General features: G+C 61.4%; 20 protein-coding genes. 4 read left to right on the top strand and 16 right to left on the bottom strand.

Features of this window, described 5'->3' with window-relative positions; genetic code table 11:
- Positions 1-51: 51 nt before the first annotated feature.
- The 7 genes from AVME950_RS21000 to AVME950_RS20970 all read right to left on the bottom strand — a co-directional run bounded on the left by AVME950_RS21000 (position 52) and on the right by AVME950_RS20970 (position 6,755).
- Positions 52-210 carry a hypothetical protein gene (locus tag AVME950_RS21000; RefSeq protein ID WP_284431408.1) on the bottom strand — a complete coding sequence of 53 codons (159 nt, stop codon included), beginning with the start codon at positions 208-210 and terminating at the stop codon, positions 52-54.
- Positions 188-739 (bottom strand): GNAT family N-acetyltransferase, encoded by a 552-nt coding sequence (locus tag AVME950_RS20995; RefSeq protein WP_284431286.1) that lies wholly within the window; start codon positions 737-739, stop codon positions 188-190. Before AVME950_RS20995 ends, AVME950_RS21000 begins: the two co-directional genes overlap by 23 nt.
- Before the next feature lie 168 nt (positions 740-907).
- Positions 908-1,339, bottom strand: a complete 432-nt coding sequence (locus AVME950_RS20990; protein ID WP_284431285.1) for a hypothetical protein — start codon at positions 1,337-1,339, stop codon at positions 908-910.
- Positions 1,340-1,754: 415 nt separating this feature from the next.
- A complete protein-coding gene (locus AVME950_RS20985; protein WP_284431284.1) occupies positions 1,755-2,216 on the bottom strand; it encodes a DUF6367 family protein in 462 nt (153 codons plus the stop codon).
- A 335-nt stretch (positions 2,217-2,551) separates the two neighbouring features.
- Entirely contained in the window at positions 2,552-4,570 is a 2,019-nt protein-coding gene (locus tag AVME950_RS20980; RefSeq protein WP_284431283.1) for a ParB/RepB/Spo0J family partition protein, read from the bottom strand.
- A gap of 87 nt (positions 4,571-4,657) precedes the next feature.
- Entirely contained in the window at positions 4,658-5,485 is an 828-nt protein-coding gene (locus tag AVME950_RS20975) for a DUF932 domain-containing protein (protein ID WP_284431282.1), read from the bottom strand.
- A gap of 679 nt (positions 5,486-6,164) precedes the next feature.
- Positions 6,165-6,755 (bottom strand): TetR/AcrR family transcriptional regulator, encoded by a 591-nt coding sequence (locus AVME950_RS20970; RefSeq protein ID WP_284431281.1) that lies wholly within the window; start codon positions 6,753-6,755, stop codon positions 6,165-6,167.
- Positions 6,756-6,855: 100 nt separating this feature from the next.
- Between AVME950_RS20970 and AVME950_RS20965 the strand changes: the two genes are divergently transcribed.
- Positions 6,856-7,365 carry a DinB family protein gene (locus AVME950_RS20965; RefSeq protein ID WP_284431280.1) on the top strand — a complete coding sequence of 170 codons (510 nt, stop codon included), beginning with the start codon at positions 6,856-6,858 and terminating at the stop codon, positions 7,363-7,365.
- A 47-nt stretch (positions 7,366-7,412) separates the two neighbouring features.
- On the opposite strand, the gene AVME950_RS20960 is transcribed toward AVME950_RS20965, so the two are convergent.
- Complete coding sequence (locus tag AVME950_RS20960) at positions 7,413-7,832, bottom strand: hypothetical protein (protein WP_284431279.1); 420 nt, start codon at positions 7,830-7,832, stop codon at positions 7,413-7,415.
- Between the two features lie 63 nt (positions 7,833-7,895).
- Here AVME950_RS20960 and AVME950_RS20955 point away from each other — a divergent pair, with 63 nt between their 5' ends.
- Positions 7,896-8,309: an OST-HTH/LOTUS domain-containing protein gene (locus AVME950_RS20955; protein WP_284431278.1), complete on the top strand. Its 414-nt coding sequence runs from the start codon at positions 7,896-7,898 to the stop codon at positions 8,307-8,309.
- A 159-nt stretch (positions 8,310-8,468) separates the two neighbouring features.
- On the opposite strand, the gene AVME950_RS20950 is transcribed toward AVME950_RS20955, so the two are convergent.
- The 5 genes from AVME950_RS20950 to radC all read right to left on the bottom strand — a co-directional run bounded on the left by AVME950_RS20950 (position 8,469) and on the right by radC (position 13,665).
- Entirely contained in the window at positions 8,469-8,816 is a 348-nt protein-coding gene (locus AVME950_RS20950) for a DUF2958 domain-containing protein (protein ID WP_284431277.1), read from the bottom strand.
- Positions 8,817-9,351: 535 nt separating this feature from the next.
- Entirely contained in the window at positions 9,352-9,660 is a 309-nt protein-coding gene (locus AVME950_RS20945; protein WP_284431276.1) for a DUF736 domain-containing protein, read from the bottom strand.
- A gap of 727 nt (positions 9,661-10,387) precedes the next feature.
- Entirely contained in the window at positions 10,388-10,636 is a 249-nt protein-coding gene (locus AVME950_RS20940; RefSeq protein ID WP_284431275.1) for a hypothetical protein, read from the bottom strand.
- The gene (locus tag AVME950_RS20935) at positions 10,587-12,467 is read right to left on the bottom strand and encodes a ParB/RepB/Spo0J family partition protein (RefSeq protein WP_284431274.1); all 1,881 of its coding nucleotides are present in this window, start codon (positions 12,465-12,467) and stop codon (positions 10,587-10,589) included. Before AVME950_RS20935 ends, AVME950_RS20940 begins: the two co-directional genes overlap by 50 nt.
- Before the next feature lie 646 nt (positions 12,468-13,113).
- Positions 13,114-13,665 (bottom strand): RadC family protein, encoded by a 552-nt coding sequence (gene radC / locus AVME950_RS20930; protein ID WP_502869435.1) that lies wholly within the window; start codon positions 13,663-13,665, stop codon positions 13,114-13,116.
- Positions 13,666-14,083: 418 nt separating this feature from the next.
- Here radC and AVME950_RS20925 point away from each other — a divergent pair, with 418 nt between their 5' ends.
- The gene (locus AVME950_RS20925; protein WP_284431273.1) at positions 14,084-16,294 is read left to right on the top strand and encodes an ATP-binding protein; all 2,211 of its coding nucleotides are present in this window, start codon (positions 14,084-14,086) and stop codon (positions 16,292-16,294) included.
- 97 nt (positions 16,295-16,391) lie between these two features.
- On the top strand, positions 16,392-16,832 hold the full coding sequence (locus tag AVME950_RS20920) for a very short patch repair endonuclease (protein ID WP_349817244.1): 441 nt from the start codon (positions 16,392-16,394) through the stop codon (positions 16,830-16,832).
- A 6-nt stretch (positions 16,833-16,838) separates the two neighbouring features.
- Here AVME950_RS20920 and AVME950_RS20915 read toward each other — a convergent pair whose 3' ends face one another.
- From AVME950_RS20915 to AVME950_RS20905, 3 genes are all read right to left on the bottom strand, one after another.
- On the bottom strand, positions 16,839-18,275 hold the full coding sequence (locus tag AVME950_RS20915; protein ID WP_284431271.1) for a DNA cytosine methyltransferase: 1,437 nt from the start codon (positions 18,273-18,275) through the stop codon (positions 16,839-16,841).
- Complete coding sequence (locus AVME950_RS20910; protein WP_284431270.1) at positions 18,272-20,380, bottom strand: ATP-binding protein; 2,109 nt, start codon at positions 20,378-20,380, stop codon at positions 18,272-18,274. The genes AVME950_RS20915 and AVME950_RS20910 overlap by 4 nt, the downstream gene beginning before the upstream one ends.
- Positions 20,381-20,535: 155 nt before the next feature.
- Positions 20,536-20,799 carry a hypothetical protein gene (locus AVME950_RS20905; RefSeq protein WP_284431269.1) on the bottom strand — a complete coding sequence of 88 codons (264 nt, stop codon included), beginning with the start codon at positions 20,797-20,799 and terminating at the stop codon, positions 20,536-20,538.
- Positions 20,800-20,909 lie beyond the last annotated feature (110 nt).

Genomic DNA, 20,909 nt, shown 5'->3' with positions numbered 1-20,909 from the left:
TTAAAAGGTGCCAGCGACCAAGACAACCAAACCAAAGTCATTGCGCTGCAGTCAGTTTTTCAGGTGAGCAGCTACGATGGATTCCTTCCGAGCGGCAAACCCATCAGCTTCATATGCCGCGATTGCTAGAAAGCTCCAAAGATCGTTGATATCGTCTTCGGTCGCTGGCGTGACTTCACTTGCACTATCAACCACCAGTAACTTTGACACTGCAGTGAGCTCGATATAGACAGTGCTCGCTCAACCAATGAGCGTCTGGAAGGGAGGGATGGATGAAAGTCAAGGAATCTCGTTGCATCCCCAAGCGCTGCATGACGGACTCCGACCGAACGTTTTGCACAGATGTGAAAGCGACGACTTCGGAAAGCCTCAGCCCCGTGAACGCAAAGTCCAGGCATGCCCGGGCGCCTTCCGTTGCAAGGCCGTGGCCCCAGTGTTTTTTCCCCAGTCGCCAACCTACTTCTACACACGGGGAACATGGCAATACCGCTGCCGGCACATGCAAGCCAATGAAGCCGACGAACTCGCCTGTCGCCAGCTCTTCCGCCGCCCAAAAACCCCAGCCACGCTCTTCGATCAGCTCCCGGCAACGCAGAGCCATGCTGTCGCTCTCTTGTCGGCTCAAAGTCTCAGGAAAGTAGCGCATGACCTCGGGGTCTGCATTGAGTGCGGCAAACGGTTCAAGGTCGGATTGCCTCCACTGTCGAAGTAGAAGCCTGGCAGTGCGGAGTTCTGTCATTCAAGTCGCTATGTCAAGGTGAACCTGGGTACGGAGAACATCATCGGACAGGAAACCCTATTCTTGCCGAATCTCGAAAGCCGCCGGAACGACACAACCACTCCCAGGCGTCGGCCCGGGCCTGACGTTGTTGGAACGCTTGCGCGCCTGCGTGGACACGCTGATACGTTAGCCTGCGTGGCGCGCGAATCTGTAGACACGCCAGCCATCTTGAGCCGTGCGGCGCAGTGTGATGCCAAGAAGGCACGCCCCAGTGAACTCGACTTGTACCTGTGGCATCTCGATTTCTGTACCAAGGGCCAAACGACGAAGGCGATTGCCATTCGACTGAAAAGGAAATGTGGAGGCTAGGCGATCCAGCTTGCATAACTCTCGCGCAGAGATCGCCTGAAGTTCTTCGGCATTTGCTCCGACATGGCCATGCTTGACGGTTAGCTCAAATGCTTGGCCGAACTGCTTCGCTTCAAGCAGCCCAAGGAATCCATCGGCAACTTGAATCGCCTCTTGTGGCTTGTGCTCGGATTTGGCCCATAAGTAGAAGAATCCTAGCATCAGCAGCAAAGCAACTACGACGGTAAATGCTGCTCTCTTGTGGCTCATACGTCTCAACGTTTCTACGTCAGTTTGGGCGGAGCAGCCAACCGCAGCCAGACGCTTGCGCGTTACTTCAAAAATATACCAGTCTAGTGCTCGAAGACGGCCATATGCAGCATGCGCGCAGCGCAGACGCACAGGCCACCAGCATGCGAGCTACGGCGTATCCGCCGTGCCGTGACGATTGCGACGAAGCGTTTCCTTGGTCAATTCGGGAGTGCCGATTCGGTACTCTGGAAAGGGGCGCTACGTATCGCAGGGCGGGGATGGGCTTTAAACCCGCCCCTGGAGGCAAGCGAAGCGCGCGGCGCCGTAGGCGCGAGGGCTTGAAGCCCAAAGGCTGTGACGGCGAAGACGGCGCGGGGCACAGCCCGCAAAGCCCGGCGGCGCGTTGCGCCGACACGCTCACTGTCCGACTATTTCAGGACGTGCGCAGAGACATGTAGCCGATCTTCCCATCCGAGGAAAACGAAATGTCATCGATCAAGGCATCAGAAGAGTGAGCGCCATCAATACTTTCAAGCACGATGCTTGGAGGAACGCCTAGAACGCTCCTGGCGATGTCCCTCACGCGCTCTGTGCTGCCAACAGAGACATTGAATGAACCCTTGTCATGGCGAGTGCCGTCATCGTTCCAGGATGCCTGCATGTTCTTTGCGGCGGTGTGCTTCTTCTTTGCGATGTGGACGTGACGTTTCAGAGGAATTCTTGGATCCGCGGGGTCTACGCGGTACATCCAATCCTTGTTTCCCGACGGCATCCAGATGCTTTCCAACGTGATCTGCAGACCGCAGCGGCGAAGCGCATCGATTGAGACAAGAACGGAAATCTCATCTGGTTCCGCGTCGACATTCGGCTCTCTCAAAATTTCAACCACTTTCATGTGCATCATCCCTTCTGGTGTACTTGCTCGACCATAACAAATGAGCGAGCACGGCGGCACGCTCTTCTGGCTGGTCGGCATCAAAGCCGGGCGCGGCGACCGCCGCGCCCGGCTCTTCTGAATCAACTACCCTCCAGGCACGAGGAAAAGCGCAGGCGCATAGGGTGAGTGTTCGTGAGCTAGGCGCGGCCCGCCTGACCCTGAGGGCGAGCGTGCCAGATTCATTCAGCACCGCCATAGGTGGGTGGCTCGGATTCGTAGTGTCGGTAGGCATGATCGTGCTCTTCTGAAAGCAAGCGCCCTGCCGGGGCCGGGGCGCTGCTCTGCGTCGAAGATCAAGCGACAAGCGCTTCAGCAGGTTCGTGCACAACGGCGACCGGTGCCCCCGTACCGTCCTGATTCAAGCCGTCCTCGGGTGCTTGCTCCTGTTGCCCTTCAGCGCTGAAGATGGCAGGCATCCAGTCCGTCCCTGCGGCCAGCCGCTCGGCCTCGCTGGCAAGGTCGGCCTTCTTGAGCTTTGCCAGCCGGTTGACGTGTTCCGGCGCGTACTGAGCGACGGCTTCCAGAATCACCGCCTTGGCAGTGTGCGAGAAATACCCCTTGGCGGTCGGCTTCCACCATGGCGCCATGTCCAGCCCCACAGCCCGGGCCAGCACCTTGCCCGGCGCATCGGATTCTCGCGATGAAACAACGTCCACCGTCGATGCCACGCACGCGGCCAGCAACCGTACCAGCTCGTCCTGCGGCATCGCCAGCAGCACCGCGAATAGCTTGCCGTCATCCTCAGGCAGCTTCTCTCTCCACGCCGTTTGCAGTGCTTGCAACGCGATGGCGGCAGGCGACTGCGGATAGTCCGGGGCGTAACCCTCCAGTTCGCTCTGCGGCCGAGCGCTGACGCCGATAGGCAGTCCTACCGCGTAGCCGTGCTGCAGGACGCGCTGCACCATGCCATGCACCAGCGCGGCCAGTGCCGCCTGCGGGTTCCGCGCGAGTTCGATCTGCAGCGCCGCCGTGCGGTGCGCGCTCAGGCGCCGCGCCAGCTTCTCGGAGATAGCGGCCTGCTTCGGTTGCGGGTCGTTCTCGCCTGTGTCGTCACGGTCCGGGTCAAGACCCGCCTGTACCTTCGCCAACGTGCGCAGGGCCTTGGCTTCGGCCTCGCGCAGCAGACCGCGATGCACCACAGCCTCCCCTTGCCGGTCGATCGTGACGACGGCACCGGCCGCAGCGCGAACGCTCGGGCCATAGGCCAGCAACTCGGCTTCCAGCGCTTCCAGTTGTTCACCCAGACGTTCACCGTCATCCTGCAAAGTATCGGCCTTCTCTTCGTCCTCCGCTTCAAGCGCGGCGTCCAAGGCTGCACCGATTTCCTGGACCTTGGCTTGCAGCTTGGCAATGCGCTTCGCTTCGCGGGCGTTGGGCCTGCGCCGTTCCTTCGGCGCGCGCTGGAACGCTTGCAGGTCAGCATGGGTGGCGGCGGGAGCAGCATCCACCCATCCCCAGCCTTCGGCACGGACTTCCTCGGCGAGGCTCGCCAACTTCTCCTGCGCGAGCCGGTCGAGCAACGCCGCATCAGTCAGGTACACGCCAACATCGTCTTCGGCGAACAGGTCACGGCGCACGCCACCGCCTGCGGCCTCGTAGGCGTCCAGCCCGACAAAGCGCACCAGCGGATGGCGGTGAGCGTCGATCTCGCGCTCGGTCAGCCGTTCGCGCAGGGCGGATGGGCTGCGCTGCCAGTGCGGCGCGTCGTAGAACGCGGCTTCCTGCGCGGCGTGGTCGTCTGTGATTGCCAGGGCCATCAACTGGTCGAGGTTCACGGCATCGGCGCGGTAGTCGGCCATCAAACGCGGCGACACGTTCGCCAGCTTCAAGCGGCGCTGCACCACCAGTGGCGTGACACCAAAATCCGCTGCAATGTCCTCGACGGGTCTACCCTCCGCAATCAGCGCGGCGAAGGCCTCGAACTGGTCGGCCGCGTGCATGGCTTCGCGCTGCACGTTCTCGGTGAGGCTCACGGTGCGGGCAGACGCATCGGCCACCAGCAGGCAAGGCACTGGCCAATCCTTGGCAAGGCGACGCGTCTTCGCCAGCAGCTTCAAGGCGGCAAGGCGACGGCCACCAGCGACCACCTCGTAGTGCTCGCCATCGGCGGCAAGAACCACGGTCAGATTCTGCAGCAGGCCGACGCGGCCGATACTCCCAGCCAGCGCATCGATGGATGGCCCAGCCGTCTTGCGCACGTTGCGCCGCGACGGGCGTAGCCGCGAGAGCGGCACCAGCAGCATGCTTTGCGAGGGCTGCACCGGCATGAGAGTGTGCCGGGCTTGGGCTTCTTGAGAGGTAACAGCATTCATGGCGTAGCTCCTATCGATGAAAGAAGAAAACAAGGGAAAGAGGCGGAGAACAAGAGAGGGAATGGAGGGGCGGCGCCCCTCCGAAAATCAGGCTTTCAGCTGGCGCATGCCATCGGCCAGCAACCACAGGGCGCGGTTCAGGCGGAGGTTGGTGTCGATGCCCTGCACAGGGCGGGTGCTCTGTCGGCGCCCGTTGGCGGCACGGCCGTTCAAGCCACCTTTGATAAGGTTTTCCTGTGTGCGGTTGAACACGCTCCACAGGTCCGGGCGGCTGTCATCGACGCGGCGCGGCATCAGCACTTGGGTTTCGGTGATCGGCGCGGGCTTGTCCGGGTCGTCGTATTTCAGCGCCAGGGCAGCACGGGCGAACACCTCGGATTCCCCGGTGTCCAGCGTCACGGCCTGCATGGACTCGCGCGATGCCAGCGCCCGGTCGAAGCCGTGCAGCACCTCATAGGCGCCCTCGATGACCTGCCCGGCCACGTCGCCCTTGTGGGGCACGCGCACATCGGCCACGGTGTCGCCGCAGACAAGACCGTTCTTGCAGACGAAGCGAAACATGCCCGCCAACAATTGATAGCTGCTCGTCCCGTCATGGGAGTTCAGCAGAATGATTTCGTTGGCCTCGGCCGCGTTGATCTGGCCCGCATGACGCAGCCGGACCATGTGCTTGGTGAAGTCGCGGCGTTCTTCATCGCGCACGCGGGTCTGCGTCACCATAAAGGGCTGGAATCCCTCCTTGCGCAGTTCCGTCAAGACAGTGGCGGTCGGGATGTATGCGTACCGCTGGGAACGGCTCTCATGCGGCGCGTCCGCAAAGATGGACGGCGCCACGGTGCGGATCTGGTCGTCCGACAGCGGATGTTCGCTGCGCAGGACCGGGGAGCGGGAAGCGAAACGTGATGCGAGTTGCATGGTCTTTCTCCAATGAAGTTACTGCGGTTTCAAAGCTGACCGGATTCCAAGATTCGGAGCCCGTTGTGGCTTCGGTGGGTTCGGCGCATGGACCTGGGCCGGTCCGTGTTTGCCGCCGTCTTTCCTGAGTTCATCGCCCGCGAAGAACCGGGCCAGCGAGGGACTGGCCGTCAAGGAAGAAGCGCAGGGTTGGTGCGGCCCGCAGCGAAGCGAGGACTCGGCCCTGCGCGCCTTGACGGCCAGGCACCGCGGGCTACGGTCGCGGGAGAAAGCGATGAACTTGGGGGAAGACGAGAAGCGGCGTAAGGGCCAGGGGATGCGCAGAGACCCACGCCGCGCGGCGAGCGCCCCCGCGTGCCGGTGCACGCCTGATCAGATGGGTTTCAGGCGATCAGGCGCAGCCTGTTCGCCGGCACCGCAGGGGCGCCAAACGCAGTGCGGCGGGGATGGGCTGACCAGCCGATCCCCTGGAGAGCAAGCGCAGCGCGCAGGCGTCAGCCGAACACAGGGAGGGAACGATGAAAGCCCGCAGGGGGCGAGACTCGCGCAGCGAGGCTCGATGCGCAGCACGACAGCGCGGCCGGCTTCGCCGGCGACGTCCTGTTCAGTGGTTTTTACTCAACGGCGCAGCGAACTGATCAAGTACCAATGCGACGAACAGCAGGCCACGCATTGCGCTTCAGCGACGACAAACTTGAAGGTATGAATGAATCATTGTCACGAGTTCACTCTTCAACACCGGCGACTTCAGTGTCCTGCTCCGGGCCGCTTTGTGGATCACACCTTCCACTGCCGCGGAAAGCACGAGTACAACCATTTCAACGGCCGGATCGTTACGGCGACCAGATACCTCAACGATTTCTCGATAGCGCGCCAGGTACTCGGCTTCAAAAGCCCGATGCGCCGACCTCGTCCCCGCATCGCCTGGCACTTCGTCCAGCAGCACCCGATGAAGCGCAGGCTGAATGCTGTGCGCCGCGATCATGCCGCGAACGAGATCATCGACCAGTTGACTCAGTGACTCTCCATCGCTCCCAAGTCCGCGCATGACGGCCAGCACGTCGTCGAGGTGACGTCGGCGGATCGCGTTGACCAGCGCTAGCTTGTTGGGGAAGTACTGGTAGAGCGATCCGATGCTGACACCCGCGATTTCAGCGACCTCATTGGTCGTGAAGCCAGCCCAGCCTCGCTCACCCAGAACGCGAGCCCCTGCGCGAACGATGACCTCGACGGTGGCCCGCGACCGGGCTTGGCGCGGCTCTTTGCGCATCGTAGGCCGGGGCGCTGGAACGCGAGTAGACACGTGGAACCGTCCTCACAAGAATATGTACATCGTACTCACATTCTTGAACAGTAAAGGACGCTAAGACATGAGCACCCTCTCACTGCTGCGCACACTCTTCAACTACCGCGCATGGGCCAATGCCGAGTTGCTTAAGAAGATGGAGAACTTCGACATCGACCTGCACGCCCAGGATCGAGAGGCTGCTTTGCGGTTGGTGAATCACACCTACGTTGTCGACAAGATCTTCGCGGCGCACCTCATGGGCACGGGCCACGAGTTCACCACAGACAACACGGCGGACACGCCCCCGTTGAGGGATCTGCGCGCCGCACTGACGGCATCCGACGAGTGGTACCAGAACTTCCTGGAGACCGTGACACCGGAACAGTTGTCGGAGTCCGTGTCCTTCGTGTTCACGGACGGCGACAGGGGTTGCATGTCGAGGGAGGAGATGCTGACCCACTTGATCATCCACAGCGGCTATCACCGTGGCGAAGTCGGGCGCATTCTGTCTCGGCTCTCCCTCAGCCTGCCCTGGGACACGTTCGCGGTGTACCTCCATCAGGCTGAGCCCTCACGTCGGCTTGCTGCGTAGCAGCTCAGCAGCCCCCTTCGTTCTGTTGAAACGCTTTATCCTGATGCTCAATGCTCGACGCCACACCGCCGCAAGAAACGACTGCCCCTCAGGCAGGGAGCGCTGACCTTCAACGCGAGGTTCAGCGCCTGCTGGGCCGCTGCATGCTGCGACTGCAGCAGTACGAGCGCCTCCTGAAAGCCATCGTGGCGCACCACGAGCTCGCCGGCCCGGCGCACTAGCTGGCAGGGATCCTGGACGCCCGCGTCCAGGACGCCGCGACCAAGACGCTCGGCACGCTGATCGGCAAGCTCCTTGACAGCTACGTCGTCGTCGACGGCGTCGAGCGCGAGATCCTCGGCGACGACGCTCCCGCCGACGTGATCTCCTTTGGCTTCCGGATGAACATCCAGATGGCGGCCGAAGACTATGCCCGCACCCGCGATGGGCTCAAAGAACTGGCGGAACTGCGCAATGGACTTGTCCACCACTTCATCGAGCGGTACGACCTCTGGCAACCCGAAGGTTGTGCCGCAGCGCGGGAGTACCTGTTGGACTGCTACACCCGCATCGACGGGCACTACGAGCAGCTGCGATCTTGGGCCGAACACATGGAACAAGCCCGCCAGCTCACCGCATCGTTCATGCAGTCGAACGTGTACCAAGACTTCGTGGTCAACGGAATCGCACCGGACGGAACCGTGGATTGGACGGCTGCAGGCTGCGTCAGCGCGCTGCGCCAAGCAGCCACTGCGCTTGCTGTCGATGGTTGGGCGTCACTCGACGCTGCCATTGAATGGATCGGCGCCCGCCATCCGGATCAGACGCCCGAGAAATATGGCTGCCGCACCTGGCGCCAGGTGGTTCATGAATCACGACGGTTCGAACTACGTTACCGGGAGGAAGACGGCCGCAAGCTGGCTTGGTACCGCGAAAGAGGCAATGTCAAGGACTACCGCCGCTGACTCCACATCGAGATATCCGCCATGCGCCTTCGGCACCGGCACCGGCACCGGCACCGTTGGCGCAGCCTAGTGCTGGAGGCGGAGGCGCGCCTTCCGAAGGAATGGCGCGAGCCGCCAGCACGATAGCCGACGGCTCAGACACGCAGTCCTCCCAGAAGGCTACGCGACGATGCGCCGGGCCATCCGGGCTTCACGCGCATAGGTGCTGATGGATTTGTCCGCCTTGAAGTACAGGTCGCGCTCCACCGGCAGACGCAGCGACCCGCGCAGAGCGCTCAACTCCGCCAGGCTCACCCAACCCAGCTCAGGAAACCCCAGATTCAAATCGGCGAGTCCGAACGCATGATCGTCGTCATGCGGATCGATGCTTGAGATCAGCCAGGTCGCTCCGGCGTCGGGCGTGAACAGCTTGACCACCGGATACGGATCGAAGTCCGGGTTCTCGATGGATTGCCGGCCGTTGGTCAGCAGCTGTGCACGTTGTTCGTCAGTGATGAGCTTCGTCATGTCGTTCTCCTTGAACGGAATCAGGGCGGGATTGCCCGAGACCGCAAAGAGGCACGGCGCAGCGCAGCAGTCCAGGTTCAAAGACGGCCGCCAGGACGCCAGCGTGCGGAGCACGCGCAGACCTCGACGGCGAGAACGCCGTGACACGATGAAGGTCACAGCAAGCCAGCCCTACACACCACCTGCCTTGGCAAGCGAAGCGCGCAGGCGTCAGTGATCGGCGCCCGAAGGGGCGAGACACCGTGGGTGGCTCAATGCGCAGCACAAGAGCGCGGTCTGGCTTCGCCGGAGACGCCCGTATTCCCGTGGAACTTGAAATGCGCTTCTGCTCGAAACCGACGAAGCACAAAGCCCCTTTTGTTCCTTTACGCCGATCCGTGGAAGCACAGAAGAACGAAAGCGGCTTTACGACGAAGCACGGATGAACAGTACAGACCGAACGGGCGCGGCCCACACCGGCGCGGACCGATGCGGTCGACGACGACAGTGAACAGGCAAAAGCCCCGCCGAGAGGCGGGGCCGGCCAGGGCGACGCTCAGTCGCCCCTGCTGCGCGACCAGATCAGGTTGTGCGCGCCGTCCTCGCCTTCGACCAGCCGGGCGTAGATCGTCGCCGGGAACGACGGGTCATCCAAGGTCACCGAGACGTACGGACGGTCTGCACGGCTGAGCTTTTTCCAGCCCGCGCCGATGTCGAATCCACCGGCCGCGACGATGCGGTAGTCCGGTGCGTTCTCGCTGCCCTTGTCGTTGGGCACGATCTTGACCTTCACGTTCAGCGTGAGGGTGCGAACCGTGCCGGTGAAGCTGTCGTTCTGTGCGGTGAAAGTGCCGATGTGAGCCATGATTGAAAAGTCCTTCGAGGTTGATTCCAGGTCCGCGCCCATCGCGGCCTTGGCGTGAACCGGACGGCGCGGTGCCGGGCGCGCCGCACCCGCAATGCAATGAAGGGCCGCAACGCGAGTGGAGGACCGGCAGGCCCGGGAGATTCGGCTCGCGAGGAATCCGCGCAGCGGAGGGGAAATCTCTTGGGCAGGCCGGTTGCGGCGAACAAGCCCGAGGCGCACCGAACGCAGAGAGCGTGCGCCGTGCCCGCGCCAGGATTCACGGCAAATACAAGGCCGAGGGAGCGGACCTGTCCTCGACGGATGGATCGCATGGCTCAGGCACGTCCACCGCAGCAACAGCGTTCCGGCATGGATTCGGCAGCGCCGAACGTCAAGCCGGTTGACCACAAGACAAGGCAGGACGCACTGCCGCATCGATGCGGCCGACCGGAGTCTTGTCGCTACGGCAAAAGTCAGCATGCTGTCCGCCTGTCGGTGAACAGCCGTCGCCCCGGCGGAATCTGCCGGCGTCGAGGACGGCATGCCCATCACAAGCCCGCGCAGCACGGGCGGTCGCACGTCCGCGCACCGCGCAGGCGGGGCCTCATGCCTGAAAGCTCGGGCAACACCCGCTGGAATCCAGAAGTCAAAGCGCGCGCGGCACACCTGCCGCGCGCGTCGCGCCGATGGAATCGGCCGAAGCGAAAGATGATGGGAAAGCCCCAGCCAAAGCCGGGGCCCCTGCTCACGCAGCAGCGTGCGTTTCTGAGGAATCTTCAACCTCCACACCGCCCGCCTCGACCTCGATCGCGACCACTGGGTGTTCGTCGGCGATCACAGCCACCGGCTCGCCGAACATCACCGGCAACCATCCCGACCCTGCCGCCAGCCGCCCGGCTTCGCTGGCGATCTGCGCCTTCTTCAGTTTCGCGAGTCGGGGCATTTCACCCGGCGCGAACACCTGCACCGCTTCCAGCGTCTTGGCCTTCGACACGTGATTGAAGTACCCGGCAGCAGTCGGCGTCCACCAGTCGTGCATGTCCAGGCCCACGGCCTGCGCCAGCGCGGCAGCGGGAATCTCGCTCTCCTGCGATGCGATGGCTGAGACGGTGTAGCCTACGCACACGGCCAGCAGCGACAGCAGCTCGCTCTGCGGCATCGCCAGCAGTTCGGCGAACAGCGCGTCCGGGCCACTGGGCAGGCGTGCCGCCCAGGCCTCCCGCACCTCGCGCATGCCCACGGTAGCCGGGGCCTCGTCCACGTCCGGCGCATGGTGCGTCAGCCGGTCCTGCGGGAACGCTGTGATGTTGAGGGGCGTGCTGCCATAGCCTTCGAGAATGACGCGGTGCGCCAGTTGATGCACCACGGCCACCAGCGCCACATGCGGGTGCCGGGCGACCTCCGCCTGCAACGCAGCAGTGCGATGCGCGCTCAGGCGCTTCGCCAGTTTTCTCCGAGATACCGGGCTTGGCCGGTTGGGCATCCTCGGTATCCGCGCCGCTGCCGGTTGCTTCCCCGGCCTCCTGCCGATCCTGCGCCCGCAGTGCCTTGGCCTGTTCCTCCCGCAACAGCCCGCGATGCACGACCACACCGCCCATGTGATCGACCGACACCACGGCTCCGGATATCGGCACCACACCTGGCGCGTAGACCATCAGGGTCTGCTCGATGGCTTCCAGTTCGTTGCAGAGCCGGTCGAGTTCTTCATGCAGCGCCTGCACGCCGTCATCGGACAGGTCGGCATCTTCGTCATCGAGCTTGTCCTGGACCTTGCTCTGTTCGGCTTCCAGCTTGGCGATGCGCTTGGCCTCGGCCTTGCTCGGCTCCCGGCGCGTGCGGCGCGCCCGCTGGAACGCGTGCAGTTCGGATGCCGTGGCACGTGGGGCAACTTCCACCCAGCCCCAGCCTTCCAACTGCGCCGATTCAGCAGCGGCGGTGAGCTTGTCGCGCGCCAGCGCGTCCAGCAATCCCGCGTCGGTGAGGAATGCCCCGCTTTGCTCGTCCGAAAACAGATCGCGCCGGATACCACCGCCCGCTGCCTCGTAGGCCTCCACCCCGACGAAGCGCGCCACCGCATCGCGGCTGGCGTCGATTTCTTCATGCGTTAGGTGATCGCGCAGCGATTCCGGGCTGCGCTGCCACTGCGGGGATTCATACCATGCGGCCTCCTGCGCCGCATGGTCGTCGGTGATAGCCAGCGCCATCAACTGCTCCAGCGAAACCGCATCGGCTTGGTAGTCAGCCAGCAATCGCGGCGAGACGTTGGCGAGTTTGAGGCGACGCTTCACGACCAACGGCGTGACCCCGAAATCCGCCGCAATGTCTTCCAGCGCCCGGCCTTCCGCAGCAAGGGCCTTCCAGGCGAACAGTTCATCCACCGGCGACATGGATTCCCGGTGCACATTCTCGGTCAGGCTCACGGTACGTGCCGACGAATCAGGCACCAGCAGGCACGGCACCGGATGGTTCCTGTCCAGCTTGCGGCGCTTGGCCAGCAGCTTCAATGCAGCGAGCCGCCGCTTGCCCGCGACCACCTCGAAGGACTCGCCATCGGCCGATGCGATCACGGTGAGGTTCTGCAGCAGGCCGACCCGAACGATGGAAGCTGCCAGTTCGGGAATGGCGGTGCCCCCGCTCTTGCGCACGTTGCGATTCGACGGCCGCAGCTTTGACAGCGCGATCAGGTGCAGTTTGTAGGGTGTGACCACCGGGACGGTGATGGCCTCACTTGCGGCGCTGGTGCTTGTGCTGGAAGCAGCGGCGACAGCCGCAGCAGCAGCCACGGCATGCAGGGCATGGGCTTCGGAATGGGTAACGGTGTTCATGGTGAAACTCCTTGTCCCGCTCGGGGACTTTTGAAAGAAGGAAGGAAGAAAACGAAATCTCTGGCATTAGTTCATGGCTTGGGTCTTCGCATCGGCACGCTCCTGTGGTTTTGAAAGCTCACCGGATTCCCAGATTCGGAGCCCGTTGTGGCTTTCGTTGGTTCGGCGCATGGACCTGGGCCGGTCCCTGTTCGCCGCCGTCTTTCCCGAGTTCATCGCCCGCGAAGAACCGGGCCCGCGGTGCTTGGCCGTCAAGGAAGAAGCGCAGGGTTGGTGCGGCCCGCAGCGCAGCGAGGACACGGCCCTGCGCGCCTTGACGGCCAGGCACCGCGGGCTACGGTCGCGGGAAAAGCGATGACGGAAGGGAAAGACGATCAGCGGCCCAAGGGCCAGGAGATGCGCCATAGCCAACGCCGCGCGGCGAGCGCCCCGGCGTGCCGAAGGCACGCCTGGCTGGGAGGGAGGCAGAGCGCGCAGCGCGTCATCGGCGCGACGCACAGCCCAATCAGGCGCAGCCTGTTCGGGAGGACTGTCGGGACGCCAAGTGCGACGTGGCGGGTTCGGCCGCAGGCCGCCGATGAAGTCAGGACACGCGCGCAGCGCGCACGCCGAAGAAGAAGACAAAGAGGGCCAAAGCCCTCGCTGCCTACATGAGCCCCTTCTCGGCCATCGACAGGACTGAGTCGCCCGCCACGATCAGGTGGTCCAGCACGCGTACGTCAACCAGTGCTGCTGCCGACTTCAACGTCTGCGTCAAGAGCTCGTCTGCCCGCGAAGGCTCCGGCGATCCGCTGGGATGGTTGTGCACCAGCAGCAGAGCACTTGAGTTCCGGCTCAGCGCGTCCTTGACCACCTCACGTGGATACACCGATGTTTGGCTCACGGTGCCCCGGAACATCTCCACGTAGTCGAGCACCCGGTGCTGCGCATCCAGATGGACCACCGCGAAGATCTCATGCGGCAGATTCCCCAGGCGTGCCCGCAGGAAGTCCTTGACCACCGCCGGCGACGTCAGCACGGCAGTCCCACGCACCCGGCCGGCCAGCACCCGCTGCGCGGCCTGCAGCACCTCATCGGCATCGGCAGGACGGTACTCGCCCGCGACATCGCGAACGAGCAGTGAAGAAGCAGCAGAGGAAACGGCAACGAAGGAATCGAGGGAAGAGAACAGATCGTGCGACATAACGAACTCAGTCATCGGGCGGGATTGCCCGAGACCGGAACCGGCACGCCGCAGCGCAGCTGTCACAGGTTCGAAAACGGCCGGCAGGACGCCAGCGTGCACAGCACGCGCAGACCTTGACCGCGAGAACGGTGTGCAAGGATGAAGGGAACAGCAAGCCAGCCCCTCACCACCGCATGTGGTTGGCAAGCGCAGCGCGCAGGCCGGGAGTTCAGGGACGGCCGGAGGCGTCAGGGATCAAAGCCGCATGGCCGCGACTCGACACGAGGCGCGGGGCAACGCCCGCGAGCCCGACGGCGGCAAGCCGGGACGCCGCCGATGGCGTTCGCTACAAACTCTGTTACAACTATGGACTGACGTGAAGTGACGGTTCTTTCGGCTCGTTTTCCGTCAATCGTTGGGCTTTAATCAATACAGATAGGGAGACGGCGCAGTGACTCTCGAAGATACGACAGTAAAACCTTTCAAATTGGAGTTTTCCAATCGCGTCATCGAGCACCTCGGCATCAAGCTGTATCAAAACAAGCCTACCAACGTCGTTGCCGAGTTTCTTTCGAACTGCTGGGATGCAGATGCAACCCAGGTTCACATTGATCTCACGGCGCATGGAGTAGACGGACGCCCTACCATCGTCATTACCGACAATGGACGAGGTATGACGCGAGACGAACTGACGGACGAGTTTCTCGTCATAGGTAGAAACAGGCGCACTTCTCCTGCTGAGCGCACGCCGGGAGGCCGCCTCCCCATGGGGCGAAAGGGAATTGGAAAGTTGGCTGGCTTCGGGATCGCTGGGACGGTTGACGTCGTGTCGGCCCCGAACAGTCTGCTGAGAAAAGACGAGCCCAAGCCAGAACAGAAGTTCTATTGGCTACGGTTTTCTCTCAGAGACCTGGTGGCGAAGTCAGGATCAGCGCTTGCCGGTAGCTATGAGCCGGAAGTCGTTGCCGATGGGGTTAATGAAGCGGACTTCAGAAAATTGTTGTCCGATAGTGGTCACGAGAAAGCGTATTCTCATTTGTTGGCGCACGCTACCGCAGGGGCGGGGGGTGTTTGTGTTTACCTCAGAAACACGACGCTCAAGAAGGCGATGAACGTTGAGACGCTTATTCAGTCCATGGGGCGGCGCTTCACCGTTTCGATGCTCCGACCTGACTTCATCGTAAAAATCAATGAGAAGGCCATCACGCCTGATCAGGCGCTCCCGCCGTTGCACGACTTCGGGTTTGGCGATTGGAACAATCCCATTCAAGAGACCTTGACCATAGGCGGGGTCGAGCGGGCGATTAAATATTGGATCAAGTTCGTCAGCCTCCAAGGATCCGATTGGTCAATCGAGAATGCGGGCATTGGTGTGTATGCGCACGGAAAGATTGCCCAAGACCGCCCGTTCTTCTTCGACGTAAAGGGCAAAGAGATTCTCAGTCGGTATTTGTATGGAGTCATTGAAGCAGACTGGTTGGACGAGCTGCCCAACGACGTCGTGTCCACTGATCGACGTTCGATCGATTGGGACACGGACGACACCATGGCGTTTCAGCAGTGGGGGCACTCCAAAATCTCAGTTTGGCTTGAAGAGTTTCGGAAGTGGCGCGGCCTCCAGCCCAAAAAAGAAATCATCAAGCGCATTCGTTTGGTCTCGCCAAAATCTACCCTGACTGGTGCTGAAGAGGAGGCGCTTGCCGAATTGCTGAGCGAGGTATTGCCCAATCTGGCCAACGATGAGGAGGCAAAGGATCGCGCGACCAAGAGTTTCACAGAGGCGTGGACGCATGCTCCCACCCGGCTATTGACGAAGAGTTTGTGGGAGAAAGTTTTCTCGTCGTTGGACTCCGATTCGAGCGTCTTTGCGGAACTGGTGGAGAGCCTGCGCAAGAGCATGGTGCCGGAGGCAATGGGATTGGCCGTCACGATGGCGCAGCGCATTGCGGCCATCACCGTCATGCGGCGCATGATTGAACAAGACAAGACGGAAACGCACCTTCAGCGCTTGATCGAGACGTTCCCATGGCTTTTGGGACCAAAGTGGGAGCGGCTGACCGCCAACGAGTCCATCAAGACGCTGGTGACGCAAAAGCACCGCCCGGACGAAGGATTGGGGGAGTGGTCAATTGCAGGTGACAAGATTCGGCTCAAACCCGATTTCGTGTTTTTGAGTGATCCCGGAGGGCAGGAAGAATTCATCGTTTTCGAGCTGAAAGGTCCCGAGGCTGGGAAGACGCTTCAGCCTGCCGAGTATTCTCAACTGAGTGAGTATCTGAAGATCATCCGTGCCGTCTATGTGGACAGGAACATCGGCGTGAGCGGTTTGCTCGTTGGCCATGACAAGGGTGGTCTTGATCTGTACGACAACCGAATCACCGTCAAGACGTGGACGGAGGTCTTGGCAGAGGCGAGGAACCTTCACGTGGAGTATTTGCGCGCGCTCCTGCTGGCTTCCGACCCAAGTGCAAACGACGCGAGATTGAAGCAGATTGCAGACTTTGGCGGAAAGGAGACTATGGAGTTGCTCGCCCGCCTTGCCCCGCTGGGAGATTTCCCCAACGTCATCACCGACATGCTAGATCTGTTCGATGGTGCGGCGCCGTCTTCCCTGCCCTTGACCCCGGCGACAGGCATCGATTCTGGAACGGAGTCGCCTTAGTCCGCGGCTACGGTGTGGTCTTGATGACGTGGGCAGATGGTCCAAACAGGCGTAAAAGGGTGGTCTTGCCGGTGGGACTGATTGGATCGACACGGTTATGACTCCACCCCCAACTAACAAGCGATCAGGATATGCGGACGTTGCGCAAGCAACGAGGCGACGGATGCAGGCGGTCCAAAGGCGTAACACGGCCCCTGAATTGCAAGTACGGAGTGTCTTGCATGCGCTGGGGCATCGTTTTCGTCTGCACCGCAAAGACCTACCTGGAACGCCAGACGTCGTGCTTCCACGGCACAGGAAAATCGTTCTGGTCCATGGCTGCTTCTGGCATGGGCACGAACAATGCAGGCGCGCAAAAGTCCCAGTCAACAATGCAGAAACGTGGCGTGCCAAGATCGAAGTGAATCGAGCACGGGACGTGAGAAACGTTGCTGCGCTTCGCGCCCTGGGTTGGGACGTGCTGGTCGTCTGGGAGTGTGAGGTACGAGATCAGATGCAGCTCGCCCGCCGCTTGCGTGAATTTCTGTCGGCACGCTGAGCTCGATCAGAACTCCGATTTCGTCGATCCCAAAATCCCCCGCCGTTCATTCGCCGACGATCTTCGTGTTGGAGGTTTGGCATGGTCGAAGTAACTACGAGGATCTTCCCGTTCATCCTTCTTGGCTGCTGCTGCAAGCTTCGTCCAGCCTTTCATGCACCGCTCGTCACTCAAAGCCATTGGCGCACGCTCCCACTCGCGTTTCAGGATGCCATGGAGCACTTCACCGTGTAGTTTGGTGAAGGCGGGTGGAACGGCTTCGCCGATCATTTCCCGCACGTTGGTGTGGCCCAGCTTTTTCAGCGAGTCACCCCATTGAAAGTCCTTGGGAAACGTTTGAAGCAGTGAGCATTCAAGAGGGCTGAGGAGTCGGTTCTGAGTGGGATGAATCGTGTAGTCGCTGCCGATGTGGCCGCTGGCGGTGGTCACGGTTGCCGCTGGCCTGTCACTGTGCATGCGCCTGTAACTGCTTTTGAATCCCTTCACGAGTCGATAGCTTCCGTCGTCTTCCTTAACGATGGGGCGAAGGAGGGGGGCGCTGCAAAGGGGACATGTGACGGTCTCTGGCGTCACTTTGACTGGGCCGCAGTGATAACAAACGTCGTTGTCCCAAGCGCTGCGCCCGGTAGCATGAGGAATCGCGGCAACCATGGCGTAGATGCGTTCATCCCACACCGGCACTGAGTGGAAGCCTGCGTATTCGCTAGCAGTCGCAGCCTCTGGACTGGCCGCGTCCAAGGCCGGAAGCGCGAAGCTCTCGAGCGCTTCCGAAAGCGTGATCGGGCGAGCGTTGCCAACGTCGGGCGCATGGGTCGCCCGCGGGAAAGGCGTACGACCAATACGGAGCAACTCCTTGAGGCCAGGCAGATCCTTGCGGACGAATGTCAGGAAGGCGCGATTTCGGGACTGGGGTACGCCAAAGTCACACAGGTCGGTGACCAGTGGAAACGCCACATACTCGTCGGCCAAAGCCGTGATCAGGTAGTTCGCTGCCGAAACCGGCTTTTTGTCTTTTGGGTGATGCACCTTGCGCGTAAAAAATGCCGGGACGTTTTCGACGACGAGAAGCGCAGGCTTCAATTCCAGTGCCACGTTGGCGACGACCGTCACCAGCAGATTCCGCTCGTCTTTGGAGCCGGCGGCCGCGTCATCGTGGCTTCCCTTGCCGGAACGCGCCGAACTCATTCCTTGGCAGGGCGGGCAAGCGCACAGCAGTGCTGGGCGGGCTTTGCCCGCCCGGGCGCGGTACTTCTTGATCACGGTCTTCCACGTCTTGCGGAGATCGCCCGCAACACCTTCGGCACCTGGGTGATTCAAGAGGCAAACGTCGAGTCGACGTGGATCCAGCTCAGCCATCACGTCGAAGCGAAAGCCCGAGTCACGATAGCCGACGTCGCCGGCGCCACAGTTGGAGAAAAGGCTGACGGCCCGCAGTTTGCTCATGTTCGTTTGCCTTGCCGCTTTTGGGCGCCTAAATCGTGTACGTCCAGAAACTGCTCGTGGACCTTCTTGGCCCGGGTGAGGAAGTCTCGCCACGACATCCGCTTGACGCGATTTTCTTTCTCAAGGCCCTGGAACGAGCGCAGATTGGCGCTTTGCTTGAGCTTCTGTCCGTCCGCGACGAGGTCGATCCTCCACTCCCGATAGAACTCCGCCACCGTCTCCTTGTTCTCCGAAAAAAATTGTTCGAAGGCATCAACGTAATTGATGAGCCGAGCGAAGTCAGTGTCGTCGAAAGCATGCCCTGCCTTCTTGATTTCGACGATGTGCAACAGCCCATCGATACTGACCAAAGTGAAGTCCGGGCGCTTGCTTTCGTGATCAATCGCCAAGGACACGTCGGTGCCATGCTTCTTCTTCCAGAACTTTTCAAACGCGTGCTTGAAGTTCTTCAAGCTCTGATTCTTGGTGATGACGGTCCACGAGGGCTCAATCAACCAAGGTGCATTGGCGATGAGCGCTTGAAATTGGTCCTCGTCCATGGACTCGTCGATGATCTTCTGCAGGTCGTTGATCACGCGCACGCGTTGCGCTGCAATTTGCGCGTATGAAGCGAGCTCGGCGATTTGTGCCTTACTGAAGATGTCGAGCATCTGATCCATCGACGCTTCGCCCTTCGTCACCTGATTCGTAAATTCGTGAAAGGCTTCCATCAGCGCTTGATGCGGAGCGACCGACAAAATGATCTGCGACAGATCTTCAACGTAAACGTCGTCGTCAAGTTCGTCCTCAGCCGCGAAACCGCCGAATTTTTTTGCCAGCTCAATGGCCACCCGGGCCACCTGTTTGTCCCCGAATCGCTCCCTTGCACGTTCTTCGATCTTCGATTTGCGCAAAAACTCGTCGCGCACGCGCACGCGGCGGGGTTCACGCGAGATCCGGGCAATCTCTTTGATCAACTCGGCGCCCCAACGCCGCAGAAGTTGACCGTAGTCCGAGTCCCAGAGAATGTCCTGCCGGTCCGTCCTAACGAGGTCGTCGCCTTGGTCGAGATCGAGCCATTCGGCTTCTACTTGCCCAACCAAGTAGGAACGCATCGCGAATTCCCCCGTGAAGCCAGCGGGCTGGTTGAAGTCGCGCGTGACGCCTGCGATCTTCCCTCGGGCGTAGATGCGTACCCCCATCATTTCTTCATTCTTGTACGCTTCCTTGGCCATGCCTAGCCAACCGGAAACGGGAAGGATCGTGCCATCGTCGTCGATCACGGGTCGGCTGGATAGGTCGATCTTCGATCCCGGCAGCAGCGGGATGTCCAAAGGGTTGACTTTGACTGGCTTGGCAGCGCCGTTGGTCACGTCAACGATGAGGATCTTGAAGTCGGGCCTGGCGAACGTGAAGCGAACGGCGAGTTGCCGAAGAAAGGTTTCGAGTTCCGGGACCCGCTTCGCCAGGAACGACGTGAGGCGGATTCGAGTACCGGACTTTTTGCTCCAGGTCTGATCGTCGCGGCCCACTTCCAAGGGGACCGATTCGTCTTCGTCAGTGACGATCTTGTCGAAGTCCATGAAGAAGTGCGTGACGGCGAAGCCTTTGGCAGTCTTCGGCCCACCTGCAGACCAAACTTCAATACGTCGGCAGATGCCGAAAGGGGCAAGCTTACCGATTCCCTTGCGCCCCATCACCGGACGCTTCTTCTTGCGCGACTTGCTGCCATCTTGCCCTTTACGAGTGCGGCGATCTGCGCCAACCCGCAAATAGAAACCGATGGCCTCCTCTGGCGTCATCCCGTGACCATCATCTTCAACGTCGATCACGTAACCCAAGTCGTTGAGTTTCCCCCCCGCCTTGGAAGCCAGTTGGAGGTTCAGAGGCAGCCGGACGGTTACGGTTTCGGCGTCTGCGTCGTAACCATTCGCAATGAGTTCGGCAACGACGGCACTAGCTTTGTCGTAGAGCTTGACGCCAAGCTTGTCGACGGTCAGTCGTGAGATCCGCAGATGGTAAGGAGATGCCTTTGCCGTCGGCTTCTTGGCGGTTGGAGAGGCCTTGATGGAGCGGCCTGCTTTGCCGCCATCGGCCGGTACTACGCGGCGAGAAGATGTAGCCATCGGCACTCCATGTTGTGGCGGCCGCAACTTGCCACCGAGCTTTCTTGTTGTCGTCCGTGCGCGCATACGTCGCACACGGTATTATCGCATGATCGCCGATAGGAGCCGACTATGTCCACCAGGGCGAGCAAGGACCACCCAGCCGTTCAGTCAGGTCACGCCAAACCAGTGGTGAGGCGCGCGTTTTCCATGCAGGAAGCTGACGCGCAGCTCATCGAAACGCTGCGGCTCAGGTGCGCCACCCAAGGCATGCTGATGAACCAAAGCGAGGTCGTTCGAGTCGGTTTGCGAGTGTTGGCCGAGATGACGGACGCGGCGTTGTGTGACAGAGCTTCACGGATCGAACGACTAAACATGGCGAGCCGTTCAAAGAAGTCTGCACGACAGACGGACAATTGATCGCGATGCTTTGGTTCCATGTTGGTTCCGTAACCGGTAAAGCGCCCGCTCCTGGCGGCCTCGGGCGGCTGGATTGCTAGCTGTTCGAGGACAAACGGTCCGTACGCTCGAAAACGCCGGCTCACGCCCT

Source organism: Acidovorax sp. SUPP950 (genome assembly GCF_030158935.1).
Taxonomy (GTDB): domain Bacteria; phylum Pseudomonadota; class Gammaproteobacteria; order Burkholderiales; family Burkholderiaceae_C; genus Paracidovorax.
This window is presented reverse-complemented; position numbering and strand designations above follow the sequence as displayed.

Excerpts from the sequence above, each read along its gene's own strand:
- AVME950_RS20935 (WP_284431274.1), bottom strand. The coding sequence starts at position 12,467 with ATGAACACCGTTACCCATTCCGAAGCCCATGCCCTGCATGCCGTGGCT.
- AVME950_RS20990 (WP_284431285.1), bottom strand. The coding sequence starts at position 1,339 with ATGAGCCACAAGAGAGCAGCATTTACCGTCGTAGTTGCTTTGCTGCTG.
- AVME950_RS20995 (WP_284431286.1), bottom strand. The coding sequence starts at position 739 with ATGACAGAACTCCGCACTGCCAGGCTTCTACTTCGACAGTGGAGGCAA.
- AVME950_RS20950 (WP_284431277.1), bottom strand. The coding sequence starts at position 8,816 with ATGACGAAGCTCATCACTGACGAACAACGTGCACAGCTGCTGACCAAC.
- radC (WP_502869435.1), bottom strand. The coding sequence starts at position 13,665 with ATGACTGAGTTCGTTATGTCGCACGATCTGTTCTCTTCCCTCGATTCC.
- AVME950_RS20910 (WP_284431270.1), bottom strand. The coding sequence starts at position 20,380 with ATGGCTACATCTTCTCGCCGCGTAGTACCGGCCGATGGCGGCAAAGCA.
- AVME950_RS20965 (WP_284431280.1), top strand. The coding sequence starts at position 6,856 with ATGAGCACCCTCTCACTGCTGCGCACACTCTTCAACTACCGCGCATGG.
- AVME950_RS20905 (WP_284431269.1), bottom strand. The coding sequence starts at position 20,799 with ATGGAACCAAAGCATCGCGATCAATTGTCCGTCTGTCGTGCAGACTTC.
- AVME950_RS20985 (WP_284431284.1), bottom strand. The coding sequence starts at position 2,216 with ATGAAAGTGGTTGAAATTTTGAGAGAGCCGAATGTCGACGCGGAACCA.
- AVME950_RS20975 (WP_284431282.1), bottom strand. The coding sequence starts at position 5,485 with ATGCAACTCGCATCACGTTTCGCTTCCCGCTCCCCGGTCCTGCGCAGC.
- AVME950_RS20915 (WP_284431271.1), bottom strand. The coding sequence starts at position 18,275 with ATGAGCAAACTGCGGGCCGTCAGCCTTTTCTCCAACTGTGGCGCCGGC.
- AVME950_RS20920 (WP_349817244.1), top strand. The coding sequence starts at position 16,392 with ATGACTCCACCCCCAACTAACAAGCGATCAGGATATGCGGACGTTGCG.
- AVME950_RS20980 (WP_284431283.1), bottom strand. The coding sequence starts at position 4,570 with ATGAATGCTGTTACCTCTCAAGAAGCCCAAGCCCGGCACACTCTCATG.
- AVME950_RS20970 (WP_284431281.1), bottom strand. The coding sequence starts at position 6,755 with ATGCGCAAAGAGCCGCGCCAAGCCCGGTCGCGGGCCACCGTCGAGGTC.
- AVME950_RS20945 (WP_284431276.1), bottom strand. The coding sequence starts at position 9,660 with ATGGCTCACATCGGCACTTTCACCGCACAGAACGACAGCTTCACCGGC.